At 73.2% G+C, this 14,000-nt stretch carries 13 protein-coding genes; 5 read left to right on the top strand and 8 right to left on the bottom strand.

The annotated features are described in order from the left end of the window. Window positions 1–9 precede the first annotated feature (9 nt). From GA0070558_RS29530 to GA0070558_RS29510, 5 genes are all read right to left on the bottom strand, one after another. Window positions 10–1,740 (bottom strand): ABC transporter ATP-binding protein, encoded by a 1,731-nt coding sequence (locus GA0070558_RS29530; RefSeq protein ID WP_091285865.1) that lies wholly within the window; start codon window positions 1,738–1,740, stop codon window positions 10–12. A gap of 85 nt (window positions 1,741–1,825) precedes the next feature. After that, the gene (locus GA0070558_RS29525) at window positions 1,826–3,508 is read right to left on the bottom strand and encodes an ABC transporter transmembrane domain-containing protein (protein WP_256092195.1); all 1,683 of its coding nucleotides are present in this window, start codon (window positions 3,506–3,508) and stop codon (window positions 1,826–1,828) included. Continuing rightward, the gene (locus GA0070558_RS29520) at window positions 3,505–4,347 is read right to left on the bottom strand and encodes an ABC transporter ATP-binding protein (protein ID WP_091285862.1); all 843 of its coding nucleotides are present in this window, start codon (window positions 4,345–4,347) and stop codon (window positions 3,505–3,507) included. Before GA0070558_RS29520 ends, GA0070558_RS29525 begins: the two co-directional genes overlap by 4 nt. Window positions 4,348–4,358: 11 nt before the next feature. Next, window positions 4,359–5,432, bottom strand: coding sequence for a FecCD family ABC transporter permease (locus tag GA0070558_RS29515; RefSeq protein ID WP_256092194.1), 1,074 nt, complete (start codon window positions 5,430–5,432; stop codon window positions 4,359–4,361). After that, window positions 5,429–6,490, bottom strand: a complete 1,062-nt coding sequence (locus tag GA0070558_RS29510; RefSeq protein ID WP_091285893.1) for a FecCD family ABC transporter permease — start codon at window positions 6,488–6,490, stop codon at window positions 5,429–5,431. The genes GA0070558_RS29515 and GA0070558_RS29510 overlap by 4 nt, the downstream gene beginning before the upstream one ends. A gap of 104 nt (window positions 6,491–6,594) precedes the next feature. Here GA0070558_RS29510 and GA0070558_RS29505 point away from each other — a divergent pair, with 104 nt between their 5' ends. Beyond that, on the top strand, window positions 6,595–7,635 hold the full coding sequence (locus GA0070558_RS29505) for an iron-siderophore ABC transporter substrate-binding protein (protein WP_218107127.1): 1,041 nt from the start codon (window positions 6,595–6,597) through the stop codon (window positions 7,633–7,635). A 167-nt stretch (window positions 7,636–7,802) separates the two neighbouring features. Here GA0070558_RS29505 and GA0070558_RS34710 read toward each other — a convergent pair whose 3' ends face one another. Then, window positions 7,803–8,066 (bottom strand): hypothetical protein, encoded by a 264-nt coding sequence (locus tag GA0070558_RS34710; RefSeq protein ID WP_256092193.1) that lies wholly within the window; start codon window positions 8,064–8,066, stop codon window positions 7,803–7,805. Here GA0070558_RS34710 and GA0070558_RS29495 point away from each other — a divergent pair. Genes GA0070558_RS29495 through GA0070558_RS29485 form a run of 4 tightly spaced genes read left to right on the top strand, consistent with a single transcriptional unit; the run spans window position 8,056 to window position 12,243 of the window. Beyond that, window positions 8,056–9,171, top strand: coding sequence for a vWA domain-containing protein (locus tag GA0070558_RS29495; protein WP_256092192.1), 1,116 nt, complete (start codon window positions 8,056–8,058; stop codon window positions 9,169–9,171). The two genes, GA0070558_RS34710 and GA0070558_RS29495, sit on opposite strands and share 11 nt — an antisense overlap. Then, complete coding sequence (locus GA0070558_RS34705; protein WP_256092191.1) at window positions 9,168–9,767, top strand: 5-bromo-4-chloroindolyl phosphate hydrolysis family protein; 600 nt, start codon at window positions 9,168–9,170, stop codon at window positions 9,765–9,767. The genes GA0070558_RS29495 and GA0070558_RS34705 overlap by 4 nt, the downstream gene beginning before the upstream one ends. Window positions 9,768–9,777: 10 nt before the next feature. Next, complete coding sequence (locus GA0070558_RS29490; protein ID WP_256092190.1) at window positions 9,778–10,920, top strand: hypothetical protein; 1,143 nt, start codon at window positions 9,778–9,780, stop codon at window positions 10,918–10,920. A gap of 12 nt (window positions 10,921–10,932) precedes the next feature. Then, window positions 10,933–12,243 carry a toxic anion resistance protein gene (locus tag GA0070558_RS29485; protein ID WP_091285853.1) on the top strand — a complete coding sequence of 437 codons (1,311 nt, stop codon included), beginning with the start codon at window positions 10,933–10,935 and terminating at the stop codon, window positions 12,241–12,243. Window positions 12,244–12,275: 32 nt separating this feature from the next. On the opposite strand, the gene GA0070558_RS29480 is transcribed toward GA0070558_RS29485, so the two are convergent. Next, window positions 12,276–13,283, bottom strand: a complete 1,008-nt coding sequence (locus GA0070558_RS29480; protein ID WP_091285882.1) for a sensor histidine kinase — start codon at window positions 13,281–13,283, stop codon at window positions 12,276–12,278. Window positions 13,284–13,288: 5 nt separating this feature from the next. Continuing rightward, window positions 13,289–13,999, bottom strand: a complete 711-nt coding sequence (locus GA0070558_RS29475; protein ID WP_091285884.1) for a response regulator transcription factor — start codon at window positions 13,997–13,999, stop codon at window positions 13,289–13,291. Window position 14,000: the final 1 nt, after the last annotated feature.

Below are 14,000 nucleotides of genomic sequence, written 5' to 3'. Positions count from 1 at the left end.
AGCGCGCGCTCAGTGTCGCGCGCGCTGGTCCGACCAGGCCTGCCAGAGCGTGGCGTACGGCCCGCCCCGCTCGATCAGGTCACGGTGCGGGCCGACCTCGACGATGCGGCCGGCCTCCATCACGACCACCCGGTCCGCCGTCACCGCCTGGGTGAGCCGGTGCGCCACGATGAGCGCCGTGCGCCCCGCCAGGGCGGCCGTGGCCACCCGTTCGAGCAGGCGGGCTCCGGCGCTGCCCGCCTCGGCGGTGGCCTCGTCGAGGATCGCCACCGGCGGGTCGGCCAGGATCAGCCGCGCGAACGCCAACTGCTGCGCCTGCGCCGCCGTGAGCGGGTGACCGCCCGAGCCGACCTCGGTGTCGAGGCCGTCCGGCAACTGCTCGACCCAGCCCAACGCGTCCACCGCCGCCAGCGCGGCGCGCACCTCCTCGTCCGTGGCGTCCGGGCGGGCCAGCCGTACGTCGTCGCAGAGGGCGCCGGCGAAGACGTGCACCTCCTGGGTGACCAACGCGACCTCGCCGGCCGGCACCGCCACGGTGCCTCCGTCCGGCTGGTGCACCCCGGCAATGATCTTGGCGAGCGTGGTCTTGCCCGCCCCGCTGCCGCCGACCAGCGCCACCCGCTCGCCACGCCCGATCGTCAGGTTCACACCGGTCAGCACCGGACGTTCCGGCAGGTAGGCGAAGTCCACGCCGCGCACCACCACCGCCTGCGGGGCGTCACCCGTTGCCGCTCGCTGCCGCTCTGGCGGATCCAGGTCGGCGACGCCGACCAGCCGGTTCAACCCCGAGAAGGCCGCCTGGGCGTCGTCCACCAGCGCCAGCGCCACGTTGATCGGGCCGAACAGGCCATGGAAGTACAGCGCCGCCGCCGTCGCCGTGCCAATGCTGACCGCGTTCCCGCTCACCAGGAAGAAACCCGTGGCGAGCACCGCGGCGAGCCCGGCGAACTCGGCGACGTGCAGCCGGGCGTAGAACCGGGTCTGCAGCGCGACGCCGCGCAGCAGCAGGTCCACCGCCTGCTGGGACTTGCCGGCGACCCGGTCGCCGTGCTCGTCGGCGATGCGGAACGCGCGGATCGTCGGCGCGCCGTCGATGGTCGCCAGCAGGTGGTGCTGCTGCGCGGCGACGGCGACCCGCTGCCGGGCGTAGAGCGGAACGGCGCGGCGGGCGTACCAGCGGACCGTGTACGCCTGCACGGGCACCGCGATCAGCGCCGCGGCCAGGAACCGCCAGTCGAGCACCGCCATCCCGGCCAGGGTGAGCACGATGGTCAGCAGGGCGCGGGCGAACTCGGGAAGGGCGCTGCGGGCCGCCTCGGCGATCACCGCCACGTCGTTGGTGACCCGCGAGGTCAGGTCGCCGGTCCCGGCGCGTTCGACCTGCGCCAGCGGAAGCCGCAGCGCCGACTCGACGAACCGTTCCCGTAGCCGGGCCAGCACCCCCTCGCCGACCTGCGCGAGCAGGGCGACGCCGAGCCCGGCCAGGGCCGCCTCGACGAGCGCGCCGGCCACCAGCCCGACACCGGTGAGCACGAAGTCGGCGGTGCTGCCTCCGTTGTTCGCCAGATCGACGATGCGACCGAGCAGGGGCGGGGTCACCAGCCCTGCGGCGGTGCCCGCGACCAGCAGGGCCAACGCCCCGGCCAGCCGGGCCCGGTGTGGCCGCACCAGCACGCGCAGCTGGGCTCGGGTGCGCCGGCCGCCCGCGATGGGCAGCAGCGCGGTGGTTTCGGCGGTCATGGCTGGGCCTCCGTCGGCGTGCCCTGCCGGCCCTCGCCCGCAGCGCCGCTGGTGGGTGCGGCCGGGTGCCGCACCTTGCTGTTGATCATGCGAGAACGAGCTCGCGGTAGGCGCCGTCCCCGGCGACGAGGTCACGGTGCGTGCCGTCGGTGCGGACGACCCCGTCGCGCACGACGACGACCCGGTCGGTCACCGCCAGCAGCGCCGGGCTGGTGGTCACCAGGACCGTGGTACGTCCCTCCCGCATCGCCCGCAGCCGCCCCGCGATCCGCGCCTCCGTCACCGCGTCCACCGCGGTGGTCGGGTCGTGCAGCACCAGCACCGGCGGGTCGCCCGCCAGCGCCCGGGCGAGCGCGATGCGTTGCCGCTGCCCGCCGGAGAGGGAACGGGCCCGCTCGTCCAGCACGGTCTCCAGCCCGTCGGGCAGGCTGCGCGCCACCTCGTCGGCGGCGGCCGTGGCGATCGCCGCCTCGACCCTGTCCGGCCGGGCCCGCCCGGACAGGGAGACCGCGGCCCGGATCGTGCCGTCGAACAGGTCGGTGTGGTGCTCCATGGCCAGCACCACGGTGCGCAGCTTGGCCGGCGCCAACGCGGCGAGCGCGACGCCGTCCAGCCCGATCGAACCGCCGGCCGGGTCCCGCGTCCGGCCGAGCAGCCGCACCAGCTCGGCGGCCTCGGCCGGGTCGGTGGCCACGATCCCGACGATCTCGCCGGGGGCGACCGCCAGATCGATCCCGCGCAGCGGCGGGCTCTGCACCCCGTGCAGCACGAGCCCGCCCCGGGCCGGCGTCGCCGGCCCCGCCCCGCCCCCGGCCACCGCGACGGGCGCGTCCAGCACCGCGGCGATGCGACGAGCCGACGCGCGGCCCTGAGCGAGGTCGGCCCCGACCCAGCCGAACGTCGACATCGGACCGACGAGGAACTGGGCCAGACCGAGCGAGGAGATCAACTGGCCGACGCTGATCTCGCCACGCACGGCGAGGATTCCGCCGAGCACGGCGATGAGCGCCAGGAACGTCCCGCTGAGGGTGAGCACGACACCCTGGTAGGCGGCTTCGGCACGCGCCGCCCGTACGGTCGCGGCCAGCGCGCTGCGGCTGCGTTGCCGATACCGGGCGACCGCCGCGCTCTCGGCCCGCAGGCCCTTGACCACGCGGAGCCCGGCGACCAGATCTGCGGCGATGCCGGAGGCGTGTGCGCCGTGCTCCTGTTCGGTCTCGCTGCGTTCCTCCAGCGGCTTACCCAGCAGGCGGGTGAGCAACAGCAGCGGCGGGGTGCCCAGCAGCACCAGGAGCCCGAGCGGCAGCGAGATGGACAGCAGGAGCACCGCCGCGAACACCAGGCCGACGACGGCGGCCACGCCGGACGCCACCGCGACGGCGACCGCACCCACCCGGGTCGCGTCGCTGGTGGCGATCGACACCAGGGCCCCCGGCAACCGGTCGGCATCGGCGCCGCCGCGCTCGTGCAGCACCCGCCGGGTCACCCGCAGCCGCAGCTGGTGGGCGGCCTGCTCGGCGGCGCGTTCGCCGGTGCGCTCACCGTAGCGGTAGCTGTAGCTCAGACCGAGATACACCACGGCCAGCGCCCCCAGCCAGAGCGCCAGGTCGCCGACGCCGCCGGCGACCGCCTGGTCGATGACCACGCCGATCAGAAACGGCACCGCGGCCTCGCCGGCCTGGTGGCCGGTGACCATGAGGGTGCTCGCCACGACGGCTCGCCGCTGCCCGCCGAGCGCGTCGGCGAGCACCCCCCGTGCGCCGGTCACGCTCCGCTCCGGCTGGCCGTGGCCGGCGTCGCGCCGGCGCGGGCGGCCCGCCGTCGCTGCCGTCCGGCGGGCACGATCATCGGCGTGTCCGTCTCCGGGTCGCTCATCACCCGGCACGGCATCCCGAAGACCGCCTCCACCAGCTCCGCCGTCATCACCTCGGTGGGCGCGCCCTGAGCCAGGACCACGCCGTCACGCATCACGATGAGCTCCGTGGCGTACCGGCAGGCGTGGTTGAGGTCGTGCAGGACGGCGACGATGGTGCGCCCCTGCTCGTGCAGTTCCGCGCAGAGGTCCAGCACCTCGAACTGGTGGGAGAGGTCGAGGAACGTGGTCGGCTCGTCCAGCAACAGGATCGGGGTCTGCTGGGCCAGCGCCATCGCCAGCCAGACCCGCTGCCGTTGGCCGCCGGAGAGCTCGTCGACGAACCGGTCGGCCAACTCGGCCACCTCGGTCTGGCGCATCGCGTCGGCGACCGCCGCCTCGTCCTCCGGCGACCACTGGCGCAACAGCCGCTGGTGGGCGAACCGGCCGCGGGCGACCAGCTCCTCCACCACGATCCCGCCCGGCACGACGGGCGACTGCGACAGCATGCCCAGCCGCCGGGCGACCTCGCGGGACGGGTACGACGCGATCGCCTGACCGTCGAGGTGGACCGCGCCGGAGCGCGGCTTGAGCACCCGGGCCAGCGACCGCAGCAGAGTGGACTTGCCACACGCGTTGGGACCGACGATGACCGTGAACGACCCGTCGGTGATCTGCACGTCGAGGTCGCGGGCGACCACCCGATCGTCGTACGCCAGGGTGAGTGCCTCGGCCCGCAACCGCGCGTCGCTCATCGCCGTGCTCCTTATCCGTTGTGGCGTCGCTCGTGGAACAGCAACCAGGTCAAGTAGACGCCGCCGAGCGCGGCGGTGACCACGCCGACCGGCATGTCGTCGCCGGGCAGGGCGTGCTGGGCCGCCCAGTCGCTGGCGCTCAGCAGCGCGGAGCCCATCAGCGCGGCCGGCAGGACACCGGCGTGCGGCGACCGGGTCAGCCGGGTGGCCAGCTGGGGCGCGGCGAGCGCGACGAACGCGATCGGGCCGGCGGCGGCGGTGGCTCCGGCGGCGAGCCCGACCCCGGTCAGCGCGAGCACCGCCCGGCCACGCTCGACCGGCACGCCCTGCAGCACCGCGGTCTCGTCGCCCATGCCCAGCATGTCGAGGTGCCGGCCGTGGTAGAGAGCCACCGGCAGCAGCACCGCGAGCGTGCCGCCGACCAACGCCACCTCGGTCCAGCCGCGGCCGTTGACGCTGCCGATCAGCCACACCTGGGCGGAGAGCGCCTCGTCCAGTCGGCTGCGGTAGATCAGGTACGAGTTGAACGACTCGAGCAGCGCGGACACCCCGATGCCCATCAGGACCAGCCGGAACGGCTGCACCCCGCGGCGGAACGCGAGCAGGTAGATGGCGACCGACGTGGCCAGACAGCCGAGGACCGCGCCCACCGCCACCTGGGGCCCGCCGCCGTCGAGCAGCAGCAGCACGACCAGGGCGCCGGTTGCCGCGCCCACCGTCAGGCCGACGAAGTCAGGGCTGCCCAGCGGGTTGCGCGTCAGCCGCTGGAAGATCGTGCCACTCGCGCCCAGCGCCGCGCCGACCAGCACGGTTATCAGCACGCGGGGCAGCCGCAGCTCGTGCACGATGAAGTCGGTGCCCGGATCACCCTGGCCGAGGAGGCTGCGCAGCACCTCGCGCAGTGGGAGCGGGAAGTCGCCGGTGGAGAGGTTGACCAGCGAGACGCTCAGCGCCACCACCAGCAGCCCGGCTCCCACGAGCAGCGCGCGTAGGTGCACCCGCAGCGAGAGCCGACCGGCCCGGGTGCGGATCACCAGCCGGGTCGCACCGCCGGAGCGGCGTAGCCGCACGCCTGCCGCGTTCACAGGACACTCAGCCTGCGGCGACGGCAGAGCGCGATGAACAGCGGCGCGCCGAGGAACGCGGTGACCACTCCGACCGGAAGCTCGGCCGGCGCCACCAGGACCCGCCCGATCACGTCCGAGGCCAACAGCAGCGCGGGCCCGAGGACGAGTGCGTAGGCCAGGATCCAGCGGTAGTCCGAGCCGGTGACCATGCGTGCGGCATAGGGCACGGCCAGGCCGAGGAACCAGATGGGACCCGACGCGGCGGTCGCGGCACCGCACAGCAGGGTGATCGTGATCATGCCCAGCACGCGGATCCGTGCCGGGCGCGCGCCGAGGGAGGTCGCCGAGTCGTCGCCCATGCTCAGGGCGTTCAGTTGGCGGCCCAGCGCCAGCGCCAGCACGACCCCGGTCACCAGGAACGGCGTCACCTGCACGATCGTGGCGGCCTCCCGGTCGGCGAGCGAGCCGACGTCCCAGTGCCGGTACCGGTCGAACGCCTCCCGGTGTGTCACCAGGACCGCCCAGACGCCGGCGCCGAGCACTGCGGTGAGGGAGACCCCGGCGAGCACCTGACGCTCCGGCGTGGGCGCTCTGCCGGAGCCGCCGAGGGCGAAGACGGCGGCCGAGGTGAGACCGGCGCCGGCGATGGCGAACCAGACGTACCCGGTGGCGGTTCCCACGCCGAGGAACGCGATGGCCAACACGACACCTGTCGAGGCGCCGAGGTTGACGCCGAGCAGCCCCGGCTCGGCCAGCGGGTTGCGGGTGAGTGCCTGCATCACCGTGCCGGCCAGGCCCAGGGCGGCGCCGACGGCGATGCCGAGCGCCGTGCGCGGCAACCGTAGCTGGTGCACGACCGCCGCAGCGGCGGAGCCGTCGTCGTGCCAGAGCACCTGCCACACCGTGGCCAGGCCGAGTGAGCGGCTGCCCACGGCGATGCTCAGTGCCGTGGCGACGACGAGTGCGACGGCCCCGGCGATCAGGCCGGTCCAACGGCGGGCGGTGCGGGACCGCGGGTTGCGCGGCTCGCCGGGTGCGGTCTGCAGCGCCGGGCGGGTGCCGGTGCCTGTGGTCAACACGTGCTCCATCCGTCCGCGCACACTCAATTAGGTGAGGCTAACCTACACTTCTGACCCGGGGCCACCGCTCCCGGGGCCTCGCTCTCAGAAGGGAAACAGCCGTGCGGCTATCCTCGATCCGGCGGACCGCCATGGCGGCGGCGACCGGGCTTCTCCTCCTTCCTGCCGCCTGCGGGGGCGAATCGGAGCCGGCGCCCCCCTCGTCCAGCGCCGGGGCCTCCAGTGCCTTCCCGGTCTCGATAGAACACAAGTTCGGCACGACCACCATCGCCGCCGAGCCCAAGCGGATCGTCGTGGTCGGCCTGGTCGAGCAGGACGCGCTGCTGGCGTTGGGCGTCGTTCCCACCGCGACCACCGAGTGGTTCGGCGAGAAGCCAGGTGCCGTCTGGCCGTGGGCGGAGGCCGCGCTCGGCAGCGCGCCCAGGCCCGAGGTGCTCACCAACACCGACGGCCTCCAGTTCGAGAAGGTGGCTGCCCTGCGGCCCGACCTGATCCTGGGCATCTACTCTGGCCTGACCAGCGAGGACTACGCGAAGCTGGCGAAGATCGCGCCGACGGTCGCGCAGCCGGAAGGGACGGTCGACTACGGCGTCGCCTGGCAGGACAGCACCCGCATGGTCGGCACCGCCATCGGCCGTAAGGAGCAGGCGGAGCGACTCGTCGCCACCGTGGAGGGCAAGATCGCCGAAGTACGCGCCGCCAACCCGGCCTTCTCCGGCGCGACCGGCTTGATGGCCACCACCTACGAGGGTTACTACGTGTACGGCCCGCAGGACTCGCGTGGCCGCTTCCTCACCGAGCTGGGCTTCAGGCTTCCGGACGGGCTGGCCGAGGTGACCGGCAAGGAGTTCGGCGCGAACCTCAGCCGCGAGCGCACCGATCTGCTCGACACCGACATGCTGATCTGGCTGATCGACGACTACGACACGGACCGGGCCAAGGTGCAGGCCGACCCGCTCTACAGCAAGCTGAAGGTCAAGACCGAGGGGCGGGACATCTACCTCGAGAACGAGGAGCTGGTGGGTGCCGCGACCTCGTTCATCACCCCGCTCAGCCTGCCGTTCCTGCTGGAGAAGCTCGTCCCGCAGATGGCCCAGGCGGTGGACGGCGACCCGGCCACCGCAGTGCAGCGGGCCGCCTAGGCTCCGGCCGGCCCACCCGTCGTCCCGTATCGTCGAGGAAGAACCGCAAGGTCGAAGGGCTGATCCGGACAGCGGATCAGCCCTTCGGGGCGCTGTGGCCGTCGAGGCGCCGAAGCCGGGCCGCGGGCGGCCGGCCGGACTCGGGGAGGCCCAGGGCTCCGACGGGGTCAGCAGCTCCGCGGCTGCCAGGTCACCTTCGCGACGTGCATGGGCACGTACAGGTCCCCGTCGCCGCCCGGCACGACGCAGATCGTGCCGGTGAGCGGCGTGCCGAGATACGTGTAGGACCAGGTGATCTCGGCCTTCTTGGCCGTGTAGTTGTAGAAGTTGAACGCCGGGACGTTTCCGGTCCACTCGCTGTCCGTCGTCAGGGACGGGGTCGACGTGGGGCCCTCCGGCGGGTGGTTCCAGTTCGGCCAGATGCAGAGCATGCCCTGCGGACAGTTCCCGGCCCCCCAGCTCTGGGTCGACACCGACGCGGGCGCCGCCGCGGCGGCGGGGGCGGTGGCCAGCACGCCTGCGACGGACGCGGCGACGGCGACGGGCACGCTGATGACCGAGTGCGTCGCCCACGCCGACCAGTGCCGGGCCATGTTCACCTACGAGGACCTGGTCATCGAGAAGAACGCCGAGCTGGTGAAGGCCGGCCGGGAACCGCTGCTGGTCGCGTACCCCCGGGGCTCGCTGGCGGTGAGCGACGCGCCGCTGGGCTTCCTGCCGCAGCCCGGCAACGACGACGCCCGCCGGATCTTCACCGAGCTGCAGGAGCACCTGCTCACCGACGCCGGCGCGCAGGCGGCGCTGCTCAAGCTGGGCCGCCGGCCCGCCGCCAGCGTGGGGCTCACCCTCGACGAACCCGACCCGGCGGTGTTCAACCCGGAGTGGGGCATCCAGGGCACGATCAACGAGCAGGGCATCCAGTACCCGTCGGCGCCGGTCATCCAGGCGGCGCTCGACCGCTACCAGACCCGCTACCGCCGCCCGGTCGCCGCGTACTACTGCCTGGACGGCAGCGGCTCGATGGGCGACAACGACGGGTGGACCGGCATCGAGGCCGCCACCGCGCAGGTCTTCGACCCGGAGCAGGCCGCGCAGAACTTCCTGCAGACCCACCCGCAGGACGTCACCACGGTCGCCATCTTCGCCGGCGGCGTCACCGGCGGTAGCCCCTGGCAGGTACGCGGCAACGACGGCAACACGCTGCGTGGCCTGGCCCGCGACATCGCCGGCTACGAACCCGATGGCGGCACCGACATGTACGCCTGTCTGCTGCGCGCCACGGAGGAGCTGACCGGGCGACACAACGGTGACCGCAAGCGGCTGTTGGTGCTGATGACCGACGGCCAGTCCAACACGAGGCAGCGCGACGAGGCGCTCGACGCACTGCAGCGTGCCGGCGTGCCGGTGGTCGCGATCGCGTTCGGCCGGGACGCCGATCCGCGCCAGCTGGAGGAGGTCGCCAAGGCCGCCAACGGCACCTTCGTCCGGCAGGACGACCTGGTCGCCGCCCTGCGGCAGGCGGCGGGGTACAAGTGAGGCATCGCCTCGCGGCCCCCGTGGCGCTGGCCGCCGCAGTGGCCGCCTTCGCGGTGGTCTTCCTGGTCACCGGCAGCCTGATCTGGGCGCCGCTGCTCGCCGTGGGTGCCGCCATCGGGCTCTATCTCATGATCGACGACCGTAGCGCCACCCGGGTGGACAGCGACAGCTATGCCGACGACGCCCGCGGCCGGGTCGAGGAGGCGCTGCGGGTGGTGCACGGCATCGAACGGCTCAGCCGGGACGTCCGCCACACCGAGGCGCGCCGCGCGCTGGAGGACGCCTGCCGGTACGTCCCGGAGCTGTTCGACCGGGTGCGGGACCGCTCGCCGGACAGCCTCTACTCGACCGCCGCCCAGGTCGGCGGGCACCTGCGCAGCCTCGACGGGGTGGTCCGGCAGTACCTGGACATCCAGCGCCAGCCGGTGCTCTACCACGACCCGGAACGGCTGCAACGCGACGGCGAGCAGGCGTTCCGCCGGTTCGCCGACTTCGCCCTGGACAGCGTCCGGCTGGTCAACCAGGGCGAGATCGCGCAGTACACCGCCAACCTGGGCACCGTCGCCCCACCCAGCCTGCCCGACCTGGGCCGATGAAGGAGTCACGTTGAGATTGCCGAGCACCCGGTTCCTGATCGGACTGGTCACGGTGATCGCCGTCTGCGTCGTCGCGGCGGTGCTGTGGAAGCGGTCGGCCGACCGGCCGGCGACCGCCGCCCCGCCCACCACCGTCACCTGTGTCGGCGGCTCGGAAAAGTCGGAGCTGATGGCCGACCCGGAGGTCAAGCGGATCCTCCGCGACGACTACCGGCTGGAGGTCGCGTTCGGGCCGCTCGGCTCGTACGACCAGGTGCAGCTGAGCACCGAAGAGATCAAGGCCCGCAAGCTGGACTGCCTCTGGCCGTCCAGCGCCAGCGCCCAGGGTGTCTTCGAGGCCCTGCACCCCGGGGCGTTCCCCGGCTACCGGGCGGAGAACGTGCTGCAGTCGCCGGAGGTCATCTACGCCGGGCCGCGCGGCACCGACGCGCTGCTGAAGAAGGGCATCGTGCAGCGCCGCGGCGACCGGTACTTCGTGGTGGACATGAAGGGCCTGCTGCTGAACCAGGTGGTCAAGCGGGGCACCTGGGAGGCGCTGGGCGCCGCCGACCTGCGCGGCCCGATAACCATCTCCAGCACCGACCCGGCGAAGTCGAACAGCGGCTTCACCATGGCCCAGCTCCAGTTGAACGTCGTCGCCACCGACGACGGCTTCTCCGCGCCGAGCCTGGCCCAGGCCCGCAAGGCGCTGCCCACCATGCGCGCCCTGTACGACGCGCAGGGCCTGCAGTCGCGCAGCTCCGACTCGGGGTTCCGGGAGTGGCTCACCCAGGGCGGTGAGTTCAAGGCGCCGCTCTACGCCGGCTACGAGAACCAGATCATCCAGCAGGTGTTCCAGAGCGGGGACGCCAGCGCCGCCCTGCTGAAGAACGTCCGGGTGCTCTATCCCGACCCGACCATCTACAGCGATCACCCGGTGCTGGCCCTCGACCCCGACGCCGGCCGGTTCGCCGACGCGCTGAAGGACCCGAAGATCCAGCAGATCGCCTGGAAGCGGTACGGCTTTCGCTCCGCCGTGCAGGTCGGCGCCAACGACGTCGGCGACTTTCCCGGCATCGGCCTGGCCGACCAGATCCGCGCCGCGCCCGCGCCGGCCGCCGACGTGACGCTCGCCCTGCTCAGCTGCGTGAAAGACGCCGCCACCTGTCGATGAAGGAGACCGGACATGAGTGAGGGACTGCAGATCGACTTCGGCACCATCGTCGGCGGGCAGGCCGACCCGCCCGCCGGTGCCGCCGACGCCGCCATCACCACCGCGCTGGCCACCGGCGCCCAGCCGGCCGCGTTCGCCTACCGGGACCTGCTCACTCCGGCGCAGCTCGACCAGGCGCGGCAGGCCGCCCGGCAGCTCTACCCGACGATGCTGGCCAACACCGAGGCGCTGGCGAGCTTCGGCAACCAGGCGCTGGACCAGGTCAACGCCCAGGTCAGCCGGATCTTCCGGGAGGTCGGTCGCGTCGACATCCCCGAGCTGACCAGCATCATGCACGAGATCAACGACCGGATGCGTGGCTTCCGCCGCAGGTACGACCCGAGCGACCCCCGGGTGCGGGAGACGTTCACCAAGTTCTCCGACGCCGTCCGCGGCCTGTTCCGTAAGGGCCGGGACCTGCTGGAGATGCTGTTCGAGGAGGCGCGCGCCGTCGAGCAGCAGCTCGACCGGGTCGCCGGGCAGCTCAGCGACAAGCAGCGCAAACTGCGCAGCAACGTGGTGCTCTGCGACGAGCTTTACAAGGCCAACGAGGCGGCCATCGGCCAGCTGGTCGGCGCGATCGCGGTGATGGAGCTGATCCGCGACGAAGCCCTCGCCGAGGCGAGGTCCGTCGTCGTGACCCCGGGCGCGCCGGACGAGCGGGACCGCCGCGAGCGGCTGTCGATGGTCACCGAGTTCATCCAGGCGCTCGAGGTGCGGATCAACGAGTTCCAGCAGCGGCTCTTCGTCGCCTGGTCCACCTCACCGCAGGTGCGCAACATCCGCAGCCTCAACTACGGGCTCGGCCAGCGGCTGGCGTTGCTGATCAACCTGACCATCCCGACGATGAAGCTGACCATCGCCCAGTGGGCGCTGCTGCTGCAGGCCAATCAGGCCGCCGACATGCAGCAGGTGGTGGCCGACGGCGCCAACGACGTGCTGTCGGCGTACGCGTCGGCGTCGAAGACGGCGGTGCCGCAGATCGCCCGGGTGATCCAGACTCCGACGGTCCGGCCGGAGACCATCCTCGAGGTCGCCGAGTCGATCGACGCGCAGGCCCGGGGCATCGAGGACGCGGTCCGCCATGGCCAGCAGGCGCGGGCCGAGGTGGTCGGCGCGATCGTCACCGCCAACCGGTCCATGTCGGAGTCGTCGCAGCGGCTGAGCCGTACCGTGGTGGAGCTGGTCACCCGGGCCAAGACGCCGCTGGCGCTGCCGTCCGGGCCGCAACTGCCCGACGTCGTGCTGGAGCAGGCGGTGGCGGTCGTGCCGCAGCAGCGCTGACAGCGCACGCCGGTGGACCAGGCGCACGCGGATCAGGCCGCGGGCAGGCGTACCTCGAACTGGCAGCCCCGGCCGGTGTTGCGCACGTCGACCCGGCCGCCGTGTGCCTCCACCAGGCCGCGCACGATCGCCAGGCCGAGCCCTCCGCCGCCACCGGAGCCGGCCGCGCCCGGGGTACGCGCGCGCTCGCCGCGGAAGGCCACGTCGAACACCCGGTCCAGGTCCTCCTCCGGGATGCCGCCGCAGGTGTCGGAGACGGCGAGCCACACGGAGTCGCGTTCGTGGCCGGCCGCGATGTGCACGGTGCCGTCCTCCGGGGTGTACCGGACGGAGTTGATCAGCAGGTTGCTGACGACCCGGGCGAGTTCGCGTTCGCCGGCGCGGACGAGGGGCCAGCCGCTGTCCGCCGCGACCAGGTGGATCCGGCGGCGGGCGGCGAGCGGGGCGACGCCGGCGATGGCGTCGGACACGACGTCGCGCAGCGGCACGGTGGTGGGCGCGAGCCGCAGCGCGCCGGCGTTGATCCGGGACAGCTCGAACAGGTCGTCGACGAGTTGGGTCATCCGGTCGGTCTCGACCCGGATGCGCCGGTGGTATTCGTCGACGGTGGCCGGGTCGTCGATGATGCGGTCCTCGAGGGCCTCGGCCATCGCCCGCAGCCCGGCGAGCGGGGTGCGCAGGTCGTGCGACACCCAGGCGACGAGTTCGCGCCGTCCGGCCTCCAGCCGCCGTTCCCGGTCCCGGGCCGCCTGCGCCCAGACCGCGGAGGCGGCCAGCCGGCTGCCGAAGACGGCGCCGACGGCGAGGCTGATCACCGCGGAGGCGCTCACGGTGACGAGGACGACCCACAGGTCGTGCGGGGACAGGAACATGGCCTGGGCGACCGTGGCGACGCCGACGACCACGGCGAGCACGGTGACGGTGAGCAGCACCAGCACGTGGACGAGGATGGACCGGCCGCGCAGCAGCCGCAGCGCCCCGGCGCCGGCCAGCCCGACGACGCCTCCGGCGACGAGGGCGTAGAGCCCGATGAGCAGCATGTCGGTCACCGCTGGGGTCCCCCGTCGAGCGGGTCGTAGCGGTAGCCGACGCCCCAGATGGTGCGGATGCGGCGCGGTTCGGCCGGCTCGTACTCGATCTTCTCGCGCAGCCGGCGGACGTGGACGGTCACCGTCGACTGGTCGCCGAACTGCCAGCCCCACACCTTGTCCAGCAGATCGGCGCGGGACCACGCGCGCCCGGGATGGCGCATGAGGAAGGCCAGCAGGTCGAACTCGCGGACGGTCAGCGCCAGCGGCGCGCCGTCGCGCTCGGCGACGCGGCGGGCGGTGTCGACGGCCAGCTCCGCGTCGACGAGCCGGGTGAGGTCGGCCGGGCCGGTGGTGTGCCCGCTGGCGCGACGCAGCACCAAACGGATCCGCAGGACGAGTTCGCGGGGGGAGAACGGCTTGGTCACGTAGTCGTCGGCACCGACCTCCAGCCCCAGGACGCGGTCGGCCTCCTCGCCGAGGGCGGTGAGCATGATCACCGGCAGGCCCGGCAGCTGCCTGCGGATCCGGCGGCACACCTCGAGGCCTTCGATGCCGGGCATCATGAGATCGAGCACCACGAGATCGGGCCGGTGGGTGGCGATCGCCGCGAGGCCGGCGGCGCCGTCGGCGGCCAGCCGGACCTCGCAGCCGTCCTGTTCCAGGTAGCGCCGCACGACGTCGCTGACCGTGGGGTCGTCGTCGACCACCAGCACCCGGTGTCCCATC

This window comes from Micromonospora haikouensis (assembly GCF_900091595.1).
In the GTDB taxonomy this organism is placed as follows: Bacteria; Actinomycetota; Actinomycetes; order Mycobacteriales; family Micromonosporaceae; genus Micromonospora; species Micromonospora haikouensis.
The sequence above is the reverse complement of the archived record's forward strand: the minus strand, read 5'-3'. Positions and strand labels throughout refer to the sequence as shown.